Here is a 17,176-nt window from a genome sequence, read left to right on the forward strand (position 1 = left end):
TGCGTCAGTAGCGCACCGCCACGCCGAGCTGATTCGGCCCCACCAGCCAGGCGTACTCTCCCTCCAGGCGGATGTCACCGAACGAGACGTCGACGGGCTGGAAACGGTTGATGGCGGCCGTGGCCTGGTGCGGCTGGGTGCGCAGCTGCAGTTCGCCGATCAGCATGCCGGTGGCGAAGTTGAGCGCGCCGTCGCGGCCGCGGCCGTCGCCCACGCCGATCACCAGGCCGGCCACGGCGTTCACGGCCAGCGAATTCAGGCGAGCCTGCCAGCTTCGGCGCCGCCGCTCTTCCGCCGCCACGCTTTCGAGCAGTCGCCGGGCCCCTTCGACATCGTCAGCGCCTTCTCGCAATGCGCGGTAGGCCGCCGGATGCGGTTGCGGGTCGGTGAGCACGCCGCCCAGCGCCAGCGCCGACTTGACCACCCCGATGCGGGCGTCGTAGCGGTCGTCGCGATCACTGGCTTCGCTCGCCTGCCACGCATTCACGGCCAGGCTCCCGGCGTAGACCGTCGCCCAGCCCGCCTGCCAGTAGTCGGCCTGGCGGGCGCCATCCGCCAGGGCTTGCTCGTAGGCGCGGTATTCCGCGCGGGGTGACTGGGCTAGCAAGGGCGTCGATATCGACAGGGCGAGCAGCAGGCATAGACAGCAAAGGGGTAGACGGTGCATGACGGCACTCCGCAACGGCGAATAGAATCTTAATAGCCTAGCAGGCCGTGCTTCAGCTTCGACTCGCAATGGATGTCCACCATGCCACCTCGCCCGATTCGCTCCTTTTCTCTGCTTCTCGCCTGGCTGTTGCTGGTTGGTCTCGCCGCGTTGACGGGCATCTTCACCCCTCCCGGCGAGTGGTATGCCAGCCTCGCCAAACCGCCGTTCACCCCACCGAACCTGGCTTTTCCCATTGCCTGGAGCCTGCTCTATCTGCTGATGGCACTGGCCGCCTGGCGGGCCACACGGGTCGCGCCGGCGGGGCAGCGGGTTACGGTGCTGTGGCCCTTCGTCGCTCAGCTGGCGGCCAACGCCCTGTGGTCGCCGCTGTTCTTCGGCCTGCACTGGATGGGACTGGCGCTGGCGGATCTGCTGCTGTTGTGGGCGCTGATCGTGCTGACCATTCGCCGCTTTGCCGGCGTTTCGCCGCTCGCCGCCTGGCTGCTGGCCCCGTATCTGGCGTGGGTCAGCCTTGCTGCCTACCTCAATGCCGGCGTCTGGTGGCTGAACGGTTGACGTCGTCTATGCGAACGCTTCGGTATCGACCTGGGCCAGCTGCTCCTCGCCGTAGCGTTCGCCCACGATCCGCTCAGGCGTCATGATGGCGTCCAGCCGGGCGACGGTGGCCATATCCAGCCGGAGCCTTTCCGCCGCCAGGTTCTCGCGCATGTGGTCGATGGAGCGTGACCCCGGGATCGGCAGGATGTCGTCGCCCTTGGCTAGTAGCCAGGCCAGAGAGAGTTGCCCGCTGGTGACATCGAGCTCTCTCGCCACGGCTTCGAGCTCGGCCAGCAAGCGCAGATTGCGCGGATAGTTGTCGGTGCTGAAGCGCGGCATGCTGCGGCGCATGTCGTTTTCCGCCAGGCGTTCCGGATCCTGGATGGCTCCGGCCAGAAATCCACGGCCCAGCGGGCTGAAAGCCACCAGCGCCGTGCCCGCCTCACGGCACGCCTCGATCACCGCAATCTCCGGGTTGCGGGTCCACAGCGAATACTCCGACTGCACCGCGGCGATGGGGTGCTCGGTTCGCGCCCGGCGCAGGGTGGCCGCCGATACCTCGGAAAGACCCACCGTTCCTATCTTGCCTTCCTCCACCAGGCGTGCCAGTGCGCCGACGCTCTCTTCGATGGGCACGCCCTTGTCCCAGCGGTGCAGGTAATAGAGATCGATATGGTCGGTGCGCAGGCGTTCGAGGCTTTCCTCGCACTGCCGGCGCAGCGTCTCGGGGCGGCCGTCGATGGTGCGACGGCCGGTTTGCGGGTCGCTGAACAGGCCGCATTTGCTGGCCAGCAGGATCTCGCTGCGCCTGGCGGCGAGCGCCTTGCCCACCACCCGTTCGTTGGCGGTGGCGCCGTAGAGGGTGGCGGTATCGAAGTGGCGGTAGCCCATCTCGAAGGCTTCGTGCAAGGCGCGTACCGCCTCGGCTTCCGGCACCGGCTGACCGTAGCCGTGGGAGAGGTTCATGGCGCCCAGGCCGATGCGGGGAGATGCGACTTCCTGTAGGCGAGTGAATAGCGTCGTCATTGGGGCCTCGTCAGGGGAGCGGAGTTCCTGGCCATCATGCCGAGGCGGGCCAGGGGACCGCAAGTCACGGGTGAATGAATGCCGTCTCGCTATGTCTCTCGCAGGGATTTTTCCAAGTATTTTGGTAGGGCATCGTTTGGAATATCGATGCTCAACCAGCGAAGAAATGCGAGCGACGAATCCAGTGTCTCTTTAGTTTTTTCAAGCCGGATAATTGGAGGTACCTCTAAAGGGTTAGGAGGCCATTTTAGAATACTACCTATGGAAGTGCAGCTTTCATAACCGGCTGAGATGATTCGTTTTAATCCAAGTCGCTCTTTTTTTAACCCGATGAAAACAGTCGGGTTTTTATCGTCTGTTGATGCCTGTCAATGTTTTTCAAATGCCATTTCCATCTAACGCTCTTGATGGTGGTCAAGGTATGAGGGTGCCATGACCCCTTTAGAGTGTTCATTAGTGCCATGAATGACGCGTTAGGGCGGTGAAAACTCGATACGACATGTCGGTTTTTGCGGTTTTTGGCGAAAAGCACTGGGGCGCTCGGAGAGTTTGTCGACAGCCGAATTGCGGAAAATTTTCGTAAGGAAAGGTGGGGAAAAACCGTATCGCCGTGCTTTTCGAACCGAGAATGATAGCGCCCGACATGGCGCGATCGCGCGATACCAAGCGTGGAGGGGGAAATGAACATTTCAGGGGTTCTGGTAACGGCATCGCCGGGGCGTTCTGTCCATTTGCAGCAGCGTCTCGAAACGCTGACCGGCGTGGAAGTGCATGCGCAGACACCGGCCGGCCAACTGGTGGTCACGCTGGAAGCGGAGACCGACGAACAGACTCAGGAGGCGCTTGGCAGCCTCGAGCGGCTGGAACACGTCCAGTGTGCGGCCCTGGTTTACCACTATCGTGATCCCGTTGAGGAGGCGTGACATGGAACAGACGCGACGAGAGTTCATCAAGACCAGTGCCATTGCCGCCACGGCATCGGCAGCCGGCGTGACGCTGCCCGGCATGAGCCAGGCGGTGGCGGGCAGCCGCGACGAGATCCGCTGGGACAAGGCGCCGTGTCGCTATTGCGGCACCGGCTGCAGCGAGCTGGTGGGCACCCAGAATGGCCGGGTGGTGGCCGTGCAGGGCGATCCGGATGCGCCGGTCAACCGCGGCCTCAACTGCATCAAAGGGTACTTCCTCGCCAAGATCCTCTACGGTGCCGACCGCCTGCAGCAGCCGCTGCTGCGCAAGCGCAACGGCCGCTACGACAAGGAGGGCGAATTCACCCCGGTGAGCTGGGACGAAGCCTTCGACATCATGGCCGATAAATGGAAGGCCGCTCTGAAGGAGAAAGGCCCCACCTCGGTCGGCATGTTCGGCTCCGGTCAGTGGACGGTGTGGGAGGGCTACGCTGCGGTCAAGCTGATGAAGGCGGGGCTGCGCTCCAACAACATCGATCCCAATGCCCGCCACTGCATGGCCTCGGCGGTGGTGGCCTTCATGCGCGCCTTCGGCTCGGACGAGCCCATGGGCGTCTACGACGACCTGGAGCACGCCGACACCTTCGTGTTGTGGGGCTCCAACATGGCCGAGATGCACCCCATCCTGTGGTCGCGTCTCTCCGATACCCGCCTCACCAAGCCCGGCACGGAAGTGATGGTGTTGTCGACCTACCAGCACCGCAGCTTCGAGCTGGCCGACGAGGGCATCACCTTCAAGCCGCAGACCGACCTGGCGATCCTCAACTACATCGCCAACTACATCATCGAGAACGAGGCCTACGACCGCGACTTCATCGAGGCCCACGTCACCTTCCATCGTACCGCCACCGATATCGGCTATGGGCTGCGCCCCGAAGATCCGCGCGAGCAGGAAGCGGCCAATGCGGGGTCGGGAGCGCTCACCGAGATCGGCTTCGAGGAGTATGCCGAGTCGGTCAGCGAGTACACGCTGGACTATGTCCACGAGCTCTCCGGCGTGCCCAAGCGTCAGCTGGAGCGCCTGGCCCAGGCCTATGCCGACCCCAACCGCAAGGTGATGTCGCTGTGGACCATGGGCATGAATCAGCATACCCGCGGCTCCTGGGTGAACGGGCTCGTCTACAACGTTCACCTGCTGATGGGCAAGATCTCCGAGCCGGGCAACAGCCCCTTCTCGCTCACCGGCCAGCCCTCCGCCTGTGGCACGGCCCGCGAGGTGGGCACCTTCGCCCATCGCCTGCCTGCCGACCTGGTGGTGATGAACGAGGCGCACCGCGATTTCGCCGAGAAGGTGTGGAAGCTGCCCGAGGGCACCATTCCCGACAAGCCCGGCTACCATGCCGTGCTGCAGAGCCGCATGCTCAACGACGGCAAGCTCAACTGCTACTGGGCGATGTGCACCAACAACATGCAGGCCGGGCCCAACATCAACGACGAGATCCTCCCGGGGTGGCGCAATCCCGAGAACTTCGTGGTGGTTTCCGACCCCTACCCCACGGCCAGCGCCATGTCGGCGGACCTGGTGCTGCCCACCGCCATGTGGGTGGAGAAGGAAGGCGCCTACGGCAACGCCGAGCGGCGCGGTCAGTTCTGGCGCCAGCAGGTCAAGGCGCCGGGCCAGGCGCGCTCCGACCTGTGGCAGATCGTCGAGTTCTCCAAGCGCTTCCGCACCGAGGAAGTGTGGCCCGCGGAACTGCTCGATCAGGCCCCCGAGCTGCGCGGCAAGACGCTCTACGAGATTCTCTTCACCAACGGCCAGGTGGATGCCTTCCCCAAGCAGGTGGTCGTCGACGAGACCGGCAACCAGTACGACAACGACGAAATGGAGCACTTCGGCTTCTATCTGCAGAAGGGGCTTTACGAAGAGTATCGGCGCTTCTCGCTGGAGGGGCCCAAGCCGGGCCACGAGCTGGGCGAGTTCGACCACTACCACCGCGTGCGCGGCCTGCGCTGGCCGGTCATCGACGGCAAGGAGACCCTGTGGCGCTACCGCGAGGGCTACGATCCGCACGTGCCCGAAGGCGCCGGGGTGCAGTTCTACGGCAATCCCGACGGGCGAGCGCGCATCATCTCCGCGCCCTACGAGCCGCCGGCCGAAGTGCCGGACGACGAATACGATCTGTGGCTGTGCACCGGCCGCGTGCTGGAGCACTGGCACACCGGCAGCATGACCCGCCGGGTGCCCGAGCTGCACCGCGCTCAGCCCAACGCCCTGCTCTACATGCACGAAGCCGATGCCAGGAAGCGCGACCTGCGCCGCGGCATGGCCGCCAAGATACAGACCCGACGCGGCGAGGTGACGGCCACGGTGGAGACCCGCGGGCGCAACAAGGTGCCCGAGGGACTGGTGTTCATCGCCTTCTTCGATGAGGGGCGCCTGGTCAACAAGCTGACTCTGGACGCCACCTGCCCGCTTTCCAAGGAGACCGACTTCAAGAAATGCGCCGCCAAGGTGGTCGCCGTGTGAGCCGCATCGGTGGCTCTGCCGGGCTTGCCCCTGCGAGCGCATGGCAGTGCCACCGGCCGTGAGAGTGGGAGGGAAAGCGATGACAGCGCGCAAGCCAGAGCCATCGGGCAGCAAGGGTGAGGCCCGGCACGCGCCGGCGGCACCCGCCCGGCGCCGGTTTCTCGCCAGAATGGCGGGCACCGCCTGCGGTGCGGCGCTGGTGGGCATGGGCGTGGGCCTCTACTCGCGCAGCGCGGCACCGCTGGCGCCGCATGCCCTGCGGCCCCCCGGGGCACTGGCCGAAGCGGACTTCCTCTCGGCCTGCGTACGCTGCGGGCTGTGCGTACGCGACTGCCCCTTCGACACCCTGCGCCTGGCCGAGCTGGGCGATCCGGCCGCACCGACGGGCACGCCCTATTTCGTGGCGCGTGAGATTCCCTGCGAGATGTGCGACCCGATCTACTGCGTGGAGGCCTGCCCCACCGAGGCCCTGGACCCGGCCCTCACCGACATCGACGAGGCGCGCATGGGCCTGGCGGTGGTGGTGGATCAGGAAACCTGCCTGGCCTTTCAGGGCTTGCGCTGCGAGGTGTGCTTCAACGTCTGCCCGGTACGAGGCGAGGCGATCACCCTGGAACAGCGGCACAACCTGCGTACCGGGCAGCATTCGCAGTTCGTACCGGTCGTGCATTCGACGGCCTGCACCGGCTGCGGCAAGTGCGAGCACGCCTGCATCACCGAAGAGGCGGCCATCAAGGTGCTGCCGCTCTCGCTGGCCAAGGGCGGCCTGGGCGAGCACTACCGTTTCGGGCTCGACGAGAAGGAGCGTGCCGGCGAGAGCCTGCTCGCCCCGGACGAGCAGCACCGTTACCACCTGCCCGAGGGCGTGGACTACCAGCTCGACGACGGTGGCCTGATGCCCCGGGGAGAGCCGCCTGCCGAGCCCTATGGCGACGACGCGCTCGATACCTTGAACCGAGGACTGGAGAGTGGCGATGGCTAGACAAGAACGCCCCGGCCGGCGCATGGCCCGCGAGCGAGGCTGGTGGCCTGCCCACCGCTTCCTGGTGCTGCGGCGGCTCACCCAGGCCAGCGTGCTGGGCCTGTTCCTGCTCGGGCCCCTGGCCGGGTGGTGGATCGTCAAGGGCAACCTCGCTTCCAGCCTGACGCTCGGCGTGCTGCCGCTCAGCGACCCCTACCTGCTGGTGCAGTCGCTGGCCGCCGGCCATGCGGTGGGTGTGACGGCCTGGGTCGGAGCGCTGATCGTGCTGAGCGCCTACCTGCTGCTCGGCGGGCGGGTGTACTGCGCCTGGGTGTGCCCGATCAACGCGGTCACCGACACGGCCGCCTGGCTGCGCCGCCGCCTGGGCATCACCCACACCGCCAAGTTCTCGCGGTCCACGCGCTACTGGCTGCTCGCCGCTACGCTGGCGATGGCCCTGGTGACGGGCAGCCTGGCCTGGGAGTGGGTGAACCCCGTTTCCATCGTGTTTCGTAGCCTGGTGTTCGGCATCGGCCTGGCGTGGGGTGTGATCGTGGCGATCTTCCTGTTCGACCTGCTGGTCGCCCGCCGCGGCTGGTGCAGCCACCTGTGTCCCATGGGCGCCTTCTACAGCCTGCCGGGGCACCTTGCGCTGCTGCGCGTCAACGCCGGCGGTCGCGAGCGCTGCGACGACTGCATGGACTGCTATGCCGTCTGCCCCGAGCCACAAGTGATCTCGCCGGCACTCAAGCCCCGCGACGAGAGCGCCAGTGCGGTGATCCGCTCGGCGCAGTGCACCAATTGCGCCCGCTGCATCGATGTCTGCAGCCAGGACGTCTTCGCTTTCGGCAGCCGCTTCGTCGCTACCGAGCCTACCCGTGATCGTCACAAGAGGGAGATAGCTCCATGAACCGCACCCGCATGAACGTCCGGGCGTGCTGGCCCGGCCTGCTGCTCGTCATCGTCTCGCTGATGGCATCGCTCGCCTGGGGAGAAGAGATGGAATCCCTGCGCGGCGCCAAGCCGCTGGACGCCGGCGACCTGCCGCCGCAGGTACACCGCATCGAGGAAGGGGAGCGCTATGCGCGCAACTATGTGCAGCAGCCACCGCTAGTGCCCCACGAGGTGGAGCGCTACCAGATCGATACCCGCGCCAACCGCTGCCTGTCGTGCCACAGCTGGGCGAATCATCGTCGCGAACTGGCGCCCAAGGTCAGCCGCACCCACTTCCAGGACCGCGACGGCAACGACCAGTCCAACATCTCCTCGCGCTACTACTTCTGCAACCAGTGCCATGTACCGCAAGCGGATGCCAAGCCGCTGATCGACAACCTGTTCCAGCCGCTGCAGACGCTGCGCGCCGAGTGAGCGGCACCGCCGCCGAGCGCGACGAACCATGACCAGTGGCATCCGGGCAAAAGGGGGAGCTTGCTATGTCCAAGGACCAAAGAGACAAGGATACGACGCCGAAGCGGGGGCCGCGGCGCTGGTGGGCGGCGCTGCGGCGGCCCAGTGCGCGCTACTCGCTGGGTGGCTTGCTGGCCGTGGGCCTCGTTGCCGGCATCGTGCTGTGGGGCGGCTTTCACACGGTGGTGGAGGCCACCAACACGGAAGCCTTCTGCGTTTCGTGCCACGAGATGGGCGACAACGTCTATCCCGAATACAAGCAGACCGGCCACTACGCCAACCGCACCGGCGTGCGGGCCACCTGCTCCGACTGCCATGTGCCCGACGCCTGGGGACCCAAGATGGTGCGCAAGATCGTCGCCAGCCGCGAGCTTTGGCACAAGGCGCTGGGCAGCATCGACACCCCCGAGAAATTCGAGGCCAAGCGCCTCGAACTCGCCCAACGCGTGTGGGACACCATGGAGCGCACCGACTCGCGAGAATGCCGCAACTGCCACGACTTCGAGTACATGGATTACATGGACCAGACGGACCGCGCCCTGCGCCGCCACCAGCAGGCCGAAGAGCAGGGCGAAACCTGCATCAGCTGCCACAAGGGCATCGCGCACAAGCTTCCGGACATGAGCGAGGTGGATCCCAGCCTGGCGCCAGGAGGCCTCGAGGGCGAAGGGTGAGTTACCGGCGGCGCAGTTCGTGCTATCTCCCGAAGGACTGCGCCGCTGCTTTTTATGCGCTCAAGACCAGCCGATCCATGATCCAGGGGCTGGCGATTGTGGTTTTGCTTGGTGTGGGAGTTCGGCAACCCTGATGAATTGTCATGATCCAAGTCAGCCCTGAGTGCAAGTGAATGGTGGTGATAAAGCTAGCGGGTGGCGAGGAGTGCTTAGGGGTGCTTAGCTGTGTAAGGTGATCATGAATATTGGCAGGGAAGCATGTTCTACGCACACTCCACCCCGTCACCCGACAAGTCCGGCTGGCAAACGCTGGAAGGTCACCTGAAGATGGTTGGCCATCTCGCAGCAGATCGCGCTGACCGGTTCGGTGCGGCGGCCTGGGGAGAAGCCGCTGGATTGCTCCATGATGTCGGCAAGTACACCGCTCCTTTCCAACGGCGCCTGGACGGCTCGCCGGAGCGTGTCGATCATTCCACGGCTGGCGCGCATATCGCGATCGAACGCTATCCCCAGCTTGGCTATCTGCTTGCCTACTTGATCGCCGGTCACCATGCAGGACTGGCCAATGGCAGGGATATTGGCGAGAGAACGCCGCTGAAAAATCGCCTGGAGGCGGATCTCCCGGACTTGGACCCCGTTTGGGAGCAGGAGATAGCCCTTCCCGCCGAGTTGGTGCCGCCGCCATATTTCGAGTGGCGCCGTGAGCGCTTTCACTTCCAGGTCGCGTTCCTAGCGCGAATGGTCTTTTCCTGCCTGGTCGACGCCGACTTCATCGATACCGAACGCTTCTATGCCATCCAGGAGGTGGGCAGGCCCCTTGCTCGTGGTGGGGGAGCATCCCTTGAAGTGCTGCGTGATGCCTTGAATCAACGCCTGGCCACCTTCCAGGCAGACAGCGACGTCAACCGACAGCGCGGCGAGATACTCTCGCACGTGCGTTCACAAACTGAGAAGCGGCCCGGCCGGTTCACGTTGACGGTGCCCACAGGGGGTGGCAAGACGCTGGCCTCATTAGCTTTTGCCCTCGATCATGCCATCGCACACGGCATGGATCGGGTGATCTACGTGATCCCGTTCACCAGCATCGTAGAGCAGAACGCTGCGGTGTTTCGCGAGGCCTTGGGGGAGCACGGCGAGGCGGCGGTCTTGGAGCACCACAGCGCCTTCGACGCCGGCAGCCGACACGACCGCCTCACCATCGACAAGCTACGACGAGATAGCGAGAACTGGGATGCGCCGATTGTCGTCACCACAGCGGTACAGTTCTTCGAGAGCCTGTTTGCCGCCAAGACGTCGCGTTGCCGCAAATTGCACAATATTGCGAATAGCGTGGTGATCCTCGATGAGGCCCAGACCATGCCCTTGCCACTGTTGCGGCCCAGCGTGGCGGCACTGGACGAGCTGGCACTGAACTACCGCACCAGCGTCGTGCTGTGCACGGCGACCCAGCCTGCCCTGGCCGAAACCGACGATCCCGAGAATAGCTTCACCGGTGGTCTGCGTGACCTCAGAGAGCTGGCGCCAGAGCCCGAGCGCCTCTACCGTCAGTTGAAGCGCGTCACCGTTCGCCATATCGGCACGCTTGACGATGAAGTGCTGCGCGACGAACTGCTCGCGACTGAGCAAGTGCTGTGCATCGTTAATAATCGCCGCCATGCGCAGGCGCTATTCGAGTCAATTGCGGACCAGCCTGGTGTCTACCACCTCACTACCTCAATGTGCGCTGTGCATCGGCGACGGGTGCTGGGCGAGATACGCGAGACTCTTGAGGCTGGATTGCCTTGTCGTGTGGTATCCACATCCTTGATTGAAGCTGGTGTCGATGTCGATTTCCCACGTGTACTGCGTGCAGAGGCTGGACTGGACTCCATTGCCCAGGCGGCCGGGCGCTGCAACCGTGAGGGTAGACGCAGTACGTCAGACAGCGAGGTCGCTATTTTTGCCACCGGCAACGAAGACTGGGCACCTCCACCTGAGCTCAAGAAGTTTGCACAGGTGACTCGGGAAGTGCTCAGGCACCACGGCGACGATCCTCTGTCGTTGGCAGCGATAGAGGCTTATTTCCGGCTGTTGTACTGGCAGCAAGGCTCTCAGGAGTTGGATCAGCATGCCTTACTCAAGCTGGTCGAGGATGGTCGCCTCGAAGGCATCCCCTTCGAAACCCTCGAGCATAAGTTCCGCATGATCGAGAACAACCAGCGTGCTGTGATCATTCCTTATGATGACGTGGCTCGCAGCGCTTTGAGGGCGCTGGCGCATGCCGAGGGCGTTGGCGGTATCGCCCGCAAGCTTCAGCCCTATACGGTGCAGGTGCCGCGGCAGGGTTTTGCCGCCCTGGAGCGTGTGGGAGCCATCGCCGCCGTCGAGCCTGACAAGTTCGGCGATCAATTCATGGTGCTGGTCAACGAAGATCTTTATGACCAGTGGCTGGGGTTGAACTGGAGCGATCCCACATTCATTAGGGCTGAAAATCTAGTTTTGTAAGGACAACTGATAGGAACTTATAAAAGCATTGCCGAGGAGCTAGGCTCGTAGGTAGCCAAATTGAGCTGAGAGCGGGCTATGTCTCCGGATAATCAGCAAGACTCAAGCGGGTTCACTCTGCTGTGTCGTATTCGCAGTGGACGGGTCTTGCTGGCGATGGAGTGGGGGGCATCTAGCTTCAGGCTCGAAGCTCCCTCAAGAAGGGTTTGGCTATTAGTCTCCTTGGCAGCAACAGCACTACCCATCGGGTTAAGCTTGTTTAAGTAAAGGAGCGGATAGAAACCTATCAGTTGTGCTTACTGACGTCGCCCTGGTTTGCCGGGGCGTGGATCTTTACCAAAGGACGCAACGATGCCATATGGAGTTCGTCTGCATATTTGGGGGGATCGGGCCTGCTTTACGCGACCCGAGATGAAAGTCGAGCGGGTTTCCTACGATGTGATCACGCCTTCCGCGGCGCGCGGCATCCTGGAAGCCATCCACTGGAAGCCGGCGATTCGCTGGTGCGTGGATCGTATCCATGTGCTGAAACCGATTCGCTTTGAGTCGCTACGTCGTAACGAAGTCGCGGGCAAGCTGCCCGCGTCGACAGTTACCAAAGCGATGAAGGCAGGGCGTGTCGACGATGTCGCTTATTTCGTCGATCAGAACCGCCAACAACGGGCTGCAACGATCTTGCGTGACGTGGGTTATGTCATTGAAGCACATTTCGAATTCACCTCACGGGCAGACGATAGCGACACACCTGGCAAGCACCTGGACATCTTCAATCGTCGTGCCCGGCAAGGGCAGTGCTTCCATATGCCGTGCCTGGGCACCCGGGAGTTTCCTGCTGCATTTGAGCTCATCGAAGGGGAAGATGACTTGCCGCCGGTCGATAGCCAGCTGCGCGGTGAGCGTGACCTGGGTTATATGCTGCATGACATCGACTTCGCCAATGGCAAGATGCCACACTTTTTTCGCGCCACGATGCAGAATGGCGTGATCGAGGTGCCGCCCTTTGAGGAGGCGCTGGCATGATTCTCACGGCCCTCAACGATTACTACCAGCGGCTGGCGGCTGAAGGCAAGGTGCCGCTGCCAGGATTTAGTAGTGAAAAGGTCAGTTTCTGCCTGGTGTTTTCCCGAGATGGAAAGCCGCTACAGATCGACGACCTTCGCGACACCTCCGGAAAAAAGCCTCGGCCGAGCCCTTGTCAGGTACCCGTCGACAAGCGACGCACCTCGGGCATTCATGCCTATCCCTTATGGGACAAGACTGCCTACGCCTTTGGCGTTACCTCGGGTGAGGGAAAGCGCCTGGCCGATGAACATGCGGCGTTCAAGGCGCGACAGTTCGAGCTTTTCGGTGAGAGCGAAGATCCAGACCTGAGTGCCTTCCTGAAGTTGCTCAATCAATGGCGACCGGAGCAACTCACCGAGCTTCCCGGCTACAGCGAAGAAGTATTGGATACCAACGTCATATTCCGGCTCGATGGGCAACGACAATACCTCCATGAGAACCCGGAGGCTCGCCGGATATGGAGCGATGCTATCGAGAGTGGGAAAGGCGAGATGGGGCAGTGTCTTATCACCGGTGAGATTGCCGCTTTGGGCACCGACCATCCCGCGATTCGGGGCGTCAGGGACGCACAGTCGTCAGGCGCGTCGCTCGTTTCATTCAACAGCGATGCCTACAACTCCTATGGCAACAAGGGGCAGGACAACGCCTCAATATCCAAGGCAGCCATCTTCGGCTATTCGACGGCGCTCAATCACTTGCTTCGAGGCGATGACGACAACCGTCAGCGCCTGCAAATCGGCGATACCACGACAGTGTTCTGGGCCCAAGCCAGGGATAGTGCGCATGCCGAGGCCGCCGAGGGCTTTTTCGCCATGCTCAACGAGCCGCCCAGTGATGAGCAGGAAGCTGCCAAGCTCGGTTCCCTACTGACTCAGGTCTCCCAAGGGCGTCCACTGGGAGAGCTGGATCCCATGCTGGAACCAGACACGCAGTTTTTTGTGCTGGGGTTGGCACCCAATGCGGCACGGTTATCGGTGCGCTTCTGGTATGTCGATAGCCTGGAACGCTTGGCGCAGCACTATGCCCAGCATCATCGCGACTTATGGCTGAATCCTGTTCCCTGGAAAGGGCCTGCGCCAGCGATGTGGCGACTGTTGTATGCCACCGCACCGAGTCGTGACGGCAAGGCCAAGGCAGAGGATATTCCTCCGCAACTTGCCGGTGAATTGACCAGGGCCATCTTGACCGGGAGTCGCTATCCGCACTCGTTACTGTCCAACGTCATCATGCGCATGCGAAACGATGGCGATATCAGTGGCATTCGTGTCGCGCTCTGCAAGGCTGTGCTGGCCCGACAAGACCGGCTTTCAGCGTATTCGAACACAACCACCCAGGAGGTGCCCGTGAGTCTCGATCCTCATTCCACCCATCCCGGCTACTTGCTGGGCAGGCTGTTTGCCGAGTTGGAAAACGCTCAGCGCGGTGCGCTCGGCAAAGAGGTGAATGCCACCATTCGAGATCGCTATTACGGTGCCGCTTCGGCGACGCCGGCCAGCGTCTTCCCCATGTTGCTGAGAAATGTTCAGCATCACTTGTCGAATATGCGCAAGAAGGACAAGGGCGGGCTGGCTCACAAGATAGAAAGCGAGATCGCTTCCATCATCGATGGGCTCGGTGAGAAGTTTCCGCGAAGCTTGCGTATCGAGGATCAGGGGCGTTTTGCGATTGGATACTATCATCAGTCACAAGCCCGTTTCGCCAGGAAAGAAAATGCCGCCGAGAACACGGAAGACGAGCAGGGAGAGTTAGCATGAGTGCCATCACCAACCGTTATGAGTTTGTGCTGCTGTTCGATGTCACCAACGGAAATCCCAATGGTGATCCAGATGCCGGAAACTTGCCGAGGCTTGATCCGGAAACCAACCAGGGCTTGGTGACCGATGTCTGCCTCAAGCGCAAGATTCGCAATTACGTCGCTTTGGAGAAGGAAGAAGACGCCGGCTACGCCATTTACATGCAGGAAAAGTCGGTACTCAACAACCAGCACAAGAAAGCCTACGACGCTCTCGATATCAAGCCCGAGCCGAAGAAGCTTCCCAAGGAGGTAGAGAAGGCCCGCGCACTAACCGAATGGATGTGCCAAAACTTCTTCGACGTGCGTACCTTCGGCGCGGTGATGACAACTGAGGTCAACTCCGGCCAAGTGCGTGGGCCGGTGCAGATGGCCTTTGCCAGCTCCATTGACCCGGTGGTGCCTATGGAGGTCTCGATCACCCGTATGGCGGTTACCAACGAGCGCGATCTCGAAAAGGAGCGCACTATGGGCCGCAAGCACATCATCCCCTACGGACTGTATCGCGCACACGGCTATATATCGGCCAAGCTTGCCGAGCAGACGGGGTTTTCGGAAGACGATCTCGAGCTTCTCTGGCGCTCGCTGATCAATATGTTCGAGCATGACCGCTCCGCTTCCCGGGGAGAGATGTCGGCACGCAAGCTGGTCGTCTTCAAGCATGATCACCCCATGGGCAACGCCCCGGCACACCTGCTGTTCGATAGTGTGAAAGTCGCGCGTGTCACAGGCGAGGACGATACACCGGCTCGTCACTACAGTGACTATCGCGTTTCCATCGACGCTGAGGCCCTGCCAGCTGGCGTCAGCGTCGACGAGAAGCTGTAGGCGAACGGCCGTGGACGAGGAGGCGCGCCTGATTCCGATATCGGCACTGCAGCACATGCTGTTCTGCTCGCGTCAGTGCGCGTTGATCCATCTGGAGCAGCAGTGGGTGGAAAACCGCTATACGGCGGAAGGACGTGTCCTCCACGACCGTGCCGACCACCTGGGCCATGAGCGTCGACGGGGCATCCACACCGCCATGGCACTTCCGCTGGCCAGTGAGGCGCTGGGATTGACCGGGGTTGCCGATGTTGTCGAGTTCGATGAATCTCGGGAGCCTGCATTGGTCCGGCCCATCGAGTACAAGCGTGGGCGGCCCAAGGCACATCGTGCCGATGAAGTGCAACTCTGTGCACAGGCGCTGTGCCTGGAAGAGATGCTGGACGTCTCGATAGAGCAAGGTGCGCTCTACTATGGCAAGACCCGACGACGCAAAGTCGTTGTGTTCGACGATGAGTTACGGGCACTGACTCGGCGTGTTATCGACGACACGCGTACGCTGTTCGATAATAGCCGTACGCCACCCGCCGTCTATGAGGCCAAGCGCTGTGACCACTGCTCGCTGATTGATACCTGCCAACCGCAAGTGATGGGGAAGCAGCGCTCGGCGAGTCGTTGGCTGGCGCGTCAACTGCAATCTCTGGATGAGTGAACCGCATGCGTCGTCAACTCAATACGCTCTATATCACCACTGAAGGTGCTTGGCTCAAGAAGGACGGGGCCAACGTGGTCATGGATGTCGAGGGCAAGGAGCGGGCGCGGCTACCCATCCACATGCTCGAATCGCTAGTGTGTTTCGGTAGGGTGCTGATATCGCCACCGTTGATGGGCTTTTGTGCCGAACAAGGGGTCACCATTACCCACTTGTCGCCCAACGGTAAGTTCCTCGCGCGTATTGAGGGGCCGGTATCCGGCAACGTGCTGCTGAGGCGTACCCAGTACCGCACCAGCGATGACGAAATCGGCTGCGCTGCCATCGTCCGTGGTGTGTTGATCGGCAAGGTGCACAATCAGCGCGCGGTGATCGCCAGGGGGTTGCGTGACTACGGCAGCAAGTTGGATCCGCCTGAGCGCGAAGGGTTGGAAAGGGCGCGTACTCGCCTGAGCAGAATTGCACGCGACCTGCTGCGTGAACCCGCGACAAATGGATTGCGTGGCCTGGAGGGTGAAGCGGCACAGGTCTATTTCAGCGTCTTCGATAGTCTTGTCCGTCACGACGGAGAAGCCTTTCGCTTCACCGGCCGCAACCGTCGCCCACCGCGTGATCGTCTCAATGCGCTGCTGTCCTTTCTCTATACCCTGTTGACCCACGACTGCCGTTCGGCGCTGGAAAGCGTGGGGCTGGACCCAGCGGTGGGGTTCCTGCATCGGGATCGTCCTGGGCGGCCCAGTCTGGCACTCGACCTTGCCGAGGAGTTCAGGCCGCTACTGGGGGACCGGCTGGTACTGTCACTGGTCAATCGTCGGCAGCTGCGGGAGAAGGACTTCACGGTTGCTGAAAGTGGCGGCGTGGTACTGACTGACGATGCTCGCAAGACGGTGCTGACCGCCTATCAGGAGCGTAAGCGTGAAGAGCTCAACCATGCCTTTATCGGTGAGAAGGCACCTATTGGCATGTTGCCGATCCTGCAGGCGCAATTACTGGCGCGTCATTTGCGCGGTGATCTGGATACCTATCCACCCTTCCTGTGGAAATGACCTGTCGATGAGGAGAGCGCGGCGATGATGGTTCTGGTCAGCTACGATGTCAGCACCTCTTCCGAAGGTGGCGAGGGACGATTGCGCCGGGTCGCCAAAACCTGCCGCGATGTCGGGCAGCGTGTGCAATTCTCGGTGTTCGAGATCGAGGTCGATCCCGACCAATGGGTGCGCCTGCGGCAGCGGTTGATCGACCTGATCGACGATGAAGTCGACAGCCTGCGTTTCTATTTCTTGGGCCGTAACTGGAAGAATCGTATCGAGCATATCGGTGCCAAGCCATCACTCGATATGAATGGCCCCCTCGTTTTCTGACTTTCTTGTCTCCTTGCGAACCCTAAGCGTTCTGCTTCTTCTTGGTAGGTTCGCAGATCTTTAACAATATGATTTTTAATGTTTTTTGGCTCCTGGGGTTCGTCAACGGGCAATTCGCGCTTCCTGAATGATTCATTCCGCTAAGCTGCAGGTATTTTGCCCTCATCATCAGCGCGTTATAAAGGAGCAGTCGCGGCCTGCACGGCCGCGCGGATAGAAACCGCACGGTGAGCGCCGACGACGGCCAGTCGGGCCCGTCGCGGCCTGCACGGCCGCGCGGATAGAAACCCTTG

General features: G+C 62.2%; 17 protein-coding genes. 14 read left to right on the forward strand and 3 right to left on the reverse strand.

Features of this window, described 5'->3' with window-relative positions:
• Positions 1-4: 4 nt before the first annotated feature.
• Positions 5-667 carry a hypothetical protein gene (locus BLP96_RS03635; RefSeq protein WP_089683162.1) on the reverse strand — a complete coding sequence of 221 codons (663 nt, stop codon included), beginning with the start codon at positions 665-667 and terminating at the stop codon, positions 5-7.
• An 81-nt stretch (positions 668-748) separates the two neighbouring features.
• Between BLP96_RS03635 and BLP96_RS03640 the strand changes: the two genes are divergently transcribed.
• A complete protein-coding gene (locus BLP96_RS03640; RefSeq protein ID WP_176761445.1) occupies positions 749-1,225 on the forward strand; it encodes a TspO/MBR family protein in 477 nt (158 codons plus the stop codon).
• A gap of 6 nt (positions 1,226-1,231) precedes the next feature.
• Here the strand turns inward: BLP96_RS03640 and BLP96_RS03645 are convergent, their stop codons facing one another.
• Positions 1,232-2,233 carry an aldo/keto reductase gene (locus BLP96_RS03645; RefSeq protein WP_089683166.1) on the reverse strand — a complete coding sequence of 334 codons (1,002 nt, stop codon included), beginning with the start codon at positions 2,231-2,233 and terminating at the stop codon, positions 1,232-1,234.
• 680 nt (positions 2,234-2,913) lie between these two features.
• On the opposite strand from BLP96_RS03645, the gene BLP96_RS03650 reads away from it, so the two are divergent.
• The 13 genes from BLP96_RS03650 to cas2 all read left to right on the forward strand — a co-directional run bounded on the left by BLP96_RS03650 (position 2,914) and on the right by cas2 (position 16,883).
• Positions 2,914-3,156 carry a chaperone NapD gene (locus BLP96_RS03650; RefSeq protein WP_089683168.1) on the forward strand — a complete coding sequence of 81 codons (243 nt, stop codon included), beginning with the start codon at positions 2,914-2,916 and terminating at the stop codon, positions 3,154-3,156.
• A 1-nt stretch (position 3,157) separates the two neighbouring features.
• Positions 3,158-5,665: a nitrate reductase catalytic subunit NapA gene (gene napA, locus BLP96_RS03655; protein WP_089683170.1), complete on the forward strand. Its 2,508-nt coding sequence runs from the start codon at positions 3,158-3,160 to the stop codon at positions 5,663-5,665.
• 79 nt (positions 5,666-5,744) lie between these two features.
• The gene (napG, locus tag BLP96_RS03660) at positions 5,745-6,647 is read left to right on the forward strand and encodes a ferredoxin-type protein NapG (protein ID WP_089683173.1); all 903 of its coding nucleotides are present in this window, start codon (positions 5,745-5,747) and stop codon (positions 6,645-6,647) included.
• Positions 6,640-7,536, forward strand: a complete 897-nt coding sequence (gene napH / locus BLP96_RS03665) for a quinol dehydrogenase ferredoxin subunit NapH (RefSeq protein ID WP_089683175.1) — start codon at positions 6,640-6,642, stop codon at positions 7,534-7,536. The genes napG and napH overlap by 8 nt, the downstream gene beginning before the upstream one ends.
• Positions 7,533-7,994, forward strand: coding sequence for a nitrate reductase cytochrome c-type subunit (locus tag BLP96_RS03670; protein ID WP_218118572.1), 462 nt, complete (start codon positions 7,533-7,535; stop codon positions 7,992-7,994). The genes napH and BLP96_RS03670 overlap by 4 nt, the downstream gene beginning before the upstream one ends.
• Positions 7,995-8,059: 65 nt before the next feature.
• The gene (locus tag BLP96_RS03675) at positions 8,060-8,707 is read left to right on the forward strand and encodes a NapC/NirT family cytochrome c (protein ID WP_089683177.1); all 648 of its coding nucleotides are present in this window, start codon (positions 8,060-8,062) and stop codon (positions 8,705-8,707) included.
• A 258-nt stretch (positions 8,708-8,965) separates the two neighbouring features.
• Entirely contained in the window at positions 8,966-11,191 is a 2,226-nt protein-coding gene (locus BLP96_RS03680) for a CRISPR-associated helicase/endonuclease Cas3 (RefSeq protein ID WP_089683179.1), read from the forward strand.
• 351 nt (positions 11,192-11,542) lie between these two features.
• Positions 11,543-12,211, forward strand: coding sequence for a type I-C CRISPR-associated protein Cas5c (gene cas5c / locus BLP96_RS03685; RefSeq protein ID WP_089683182.1), 669 nt, complete (start codon positions 11,543-11,545; stop codon positions 12,209-12,211).
• Positions 12,208-14,007, forward strand: a complete 1,800-nt coding sequence (gene cas8c, locus BLP96_RS03690) for a type I-C CRISPR-associated protein Cas8c/Csd1 (protein ID WP_089683184.1) — start codon at positions 12,208-12,210, stop codon at positions 14,005-14,007. The genes cas5c and cas8c overlap by 4 nt, the downstream gene beginning before the upstream one ends.
• Positions 14,004-14,873, forward strand: coding sequence for a type I-C CRISPR-associated protein Cas7/Csd2 (gene cas7c / locus BLP96_RS03695; RefSeq protein WP_089683186.1), 870 nt, complete (start codon positions 14,004-14,006; stop codon positions 14,871-14,873). The genes cas8c and cas7c overlap by 4 nt, the downstream gene beginning before the upstream one ends.
• Positions 14,874-14,883: 10 nt before the next feature.
• Positions 14,884-15,522, forward strand: a complete 639-nt coding sequence (gene cas4, locus BLP96_RS03700) for a CRISPR-associated protein Cas4 (RefSeq protein WP_089683187.1) — start codon at positions 14,884-14,886, stop codon at positions 15,520-15,522.
• 5 nt (positions 15,523-15,527) lie between these two features.
• Positions 15,528-16,568, forward strand: a complete 1,041-nt coding sequence (gene cas1c, locus BLP96_RS03705) for a type I-C CRISPR-associated endonuclease Cas1c (RefSeq protein ID WP_089683191.1) — start codon at positions 15,528-15,530, stop codon at positions 16,566-16,568.
• 24 nt (positions 16,569-16,592) lie between these two features.
• The gene (gene cas2 / locus BLP96_RS03710) at positions 16,593-16,883 is read left to right on the forward strand and encodes a CRISPR-associated endonuclease Cas2 (RefSeq protein WP_089683193.1); all 291 of its coding nucleotides are present in this window, start codon (positions 16,593-16,595) and stop codon (positions 16,881-16,883) included.
• Positions 16,884-16,905: 22 nt separating this feature from the next.
• Here the strand turns inward: cas2 and BLP96_RS20215 are convergent.
• A partial coding sequence (locus BLP96_RS20215; protein ID WP_218118573.1) for a hypothetical protein occupies positions 16,906-17,176 on the reverse strand: 271 nt, incomplete at its 5' end.

Origin of the sequence: Billgrantia gudaonensis, from assembly GCF_900100195.1 — a bacterium.
Classification (GTDB): Bacteria; Pseudomonadota; Gammaproteobacteria; order Pseudomonadales; family Halomonadaceae; genus Halomonas; species Halomonas gudaonensis.

What these genes read in the sequence shown, in the direction of transcription:
- BLP96_RS03635 (WP_089683162.1), bottom strand. Translation starts at nt 667, where the DNA reads ATGCACCGTCTACCCCTTTGCTGTCTATGCCTGCTGCTCGCCCTGTCG.
- BLP96_RS03640 (WP_176761445.1), top strand. Translation starts at nt 749, where the DNA reads ATGCCACCTCGCCCGATTCGCTCCTTTTCTCTGCTTCTCGCCTGGCTG.
- BLP96_RS03645 (WP_089683166.1), bottom strand. Translation starts at nt 2,233, where the DNA reads ATGACGACGCTATTCACTCGCCTACAGGAAGTCGCATCTCCCCGCATC.
- BLP96_RS03650 (WP_089683168.1), top strand. Translation starts at nt 2,914, where the DNA reads ATGAACATTTCAGGGGTTCTGGTAACGGCATCGCCGGGGCGTTCTGTC.
- napA (WP_089683170.1), top strand. Translation starts at nt 3,158, where the DNA reads ATGGAACAGACGCGACGAGAGTTCATCAAGACCAGTGCCATTGCCGCC.
- napG (WP_089683173.1), top strand. Translation starts at nt 5,745, where the DNA reads ATGACAGCGCGCAAGCCAGAGCCATCGGGCAGCAAGGGTGAGGCCCGG.
- napH (WP_089683175.1), top strand. Translation starts at nt 6,640, where the DNA reads ATGGCTAGACAAGAACGCCCCGGCCGGCGCATGGCCCGCGAGCGAGGC.
- BLP96_RS03670 (WP_218118572.1), top strand. Translation starts at nt 7,533, where the DNA reads ATGAACCGCACCCGCATGAACGTCCGGGCGTGCTGGCCCGGCCTGCTG.
- BLP96_RS03675 (WP_089683177.1), top strand. Translation starts at nt 8,060, where the DNA reads ATGTCCAAGGACCAAAGAGACAAGGATACGACGCCGAAGCGGGGGCCG.
- BLP96_RS03680 (WP_089683179.1), top strand. Translation starts at nt 8,966, where the DNA reads ATGTTCTACGCACACTCCACCCCGTCACCCGACAAGTCCGGCTGGCAA.
- cas5c (WP_089683182.1), top strand. Translation starts at nt 11,543, where the DNA reads ATGCCATATGGAGTTCGTCTGCATATTTGGGGGGATCGGGCCTGCTTT.
- cas8c (WP_089683184.1), top strand. Translation starts at nt 12,208, where the DNA reads ATGATTCTCACGGCCCTCAACGATTACTACCAGCGGCTGGCGGCTGAA.
- cas7c (WP_089683186.1), top strand. Translation starts at nt 14,004, where the DNA reads ATGAGTGCCATCACCAACCGTTATGAGTTTGTGCTGCTGTTCGATGTC.
- cas1c (WP_089683191.1), top strand. Translation starts at nt 15,528, where the DNA reads ATGCGTCGTCAACTCAATACGCTCTATATCACCACTGAAGGTGCTTGG.
- cas2 (WP_089683193.1), top strand. Translation starts at nt 16,593, where the DNA reads ATGATGGTTCTGGTCAGCTACGATGTCAGCACCTCTTCCGAAGGTGGC.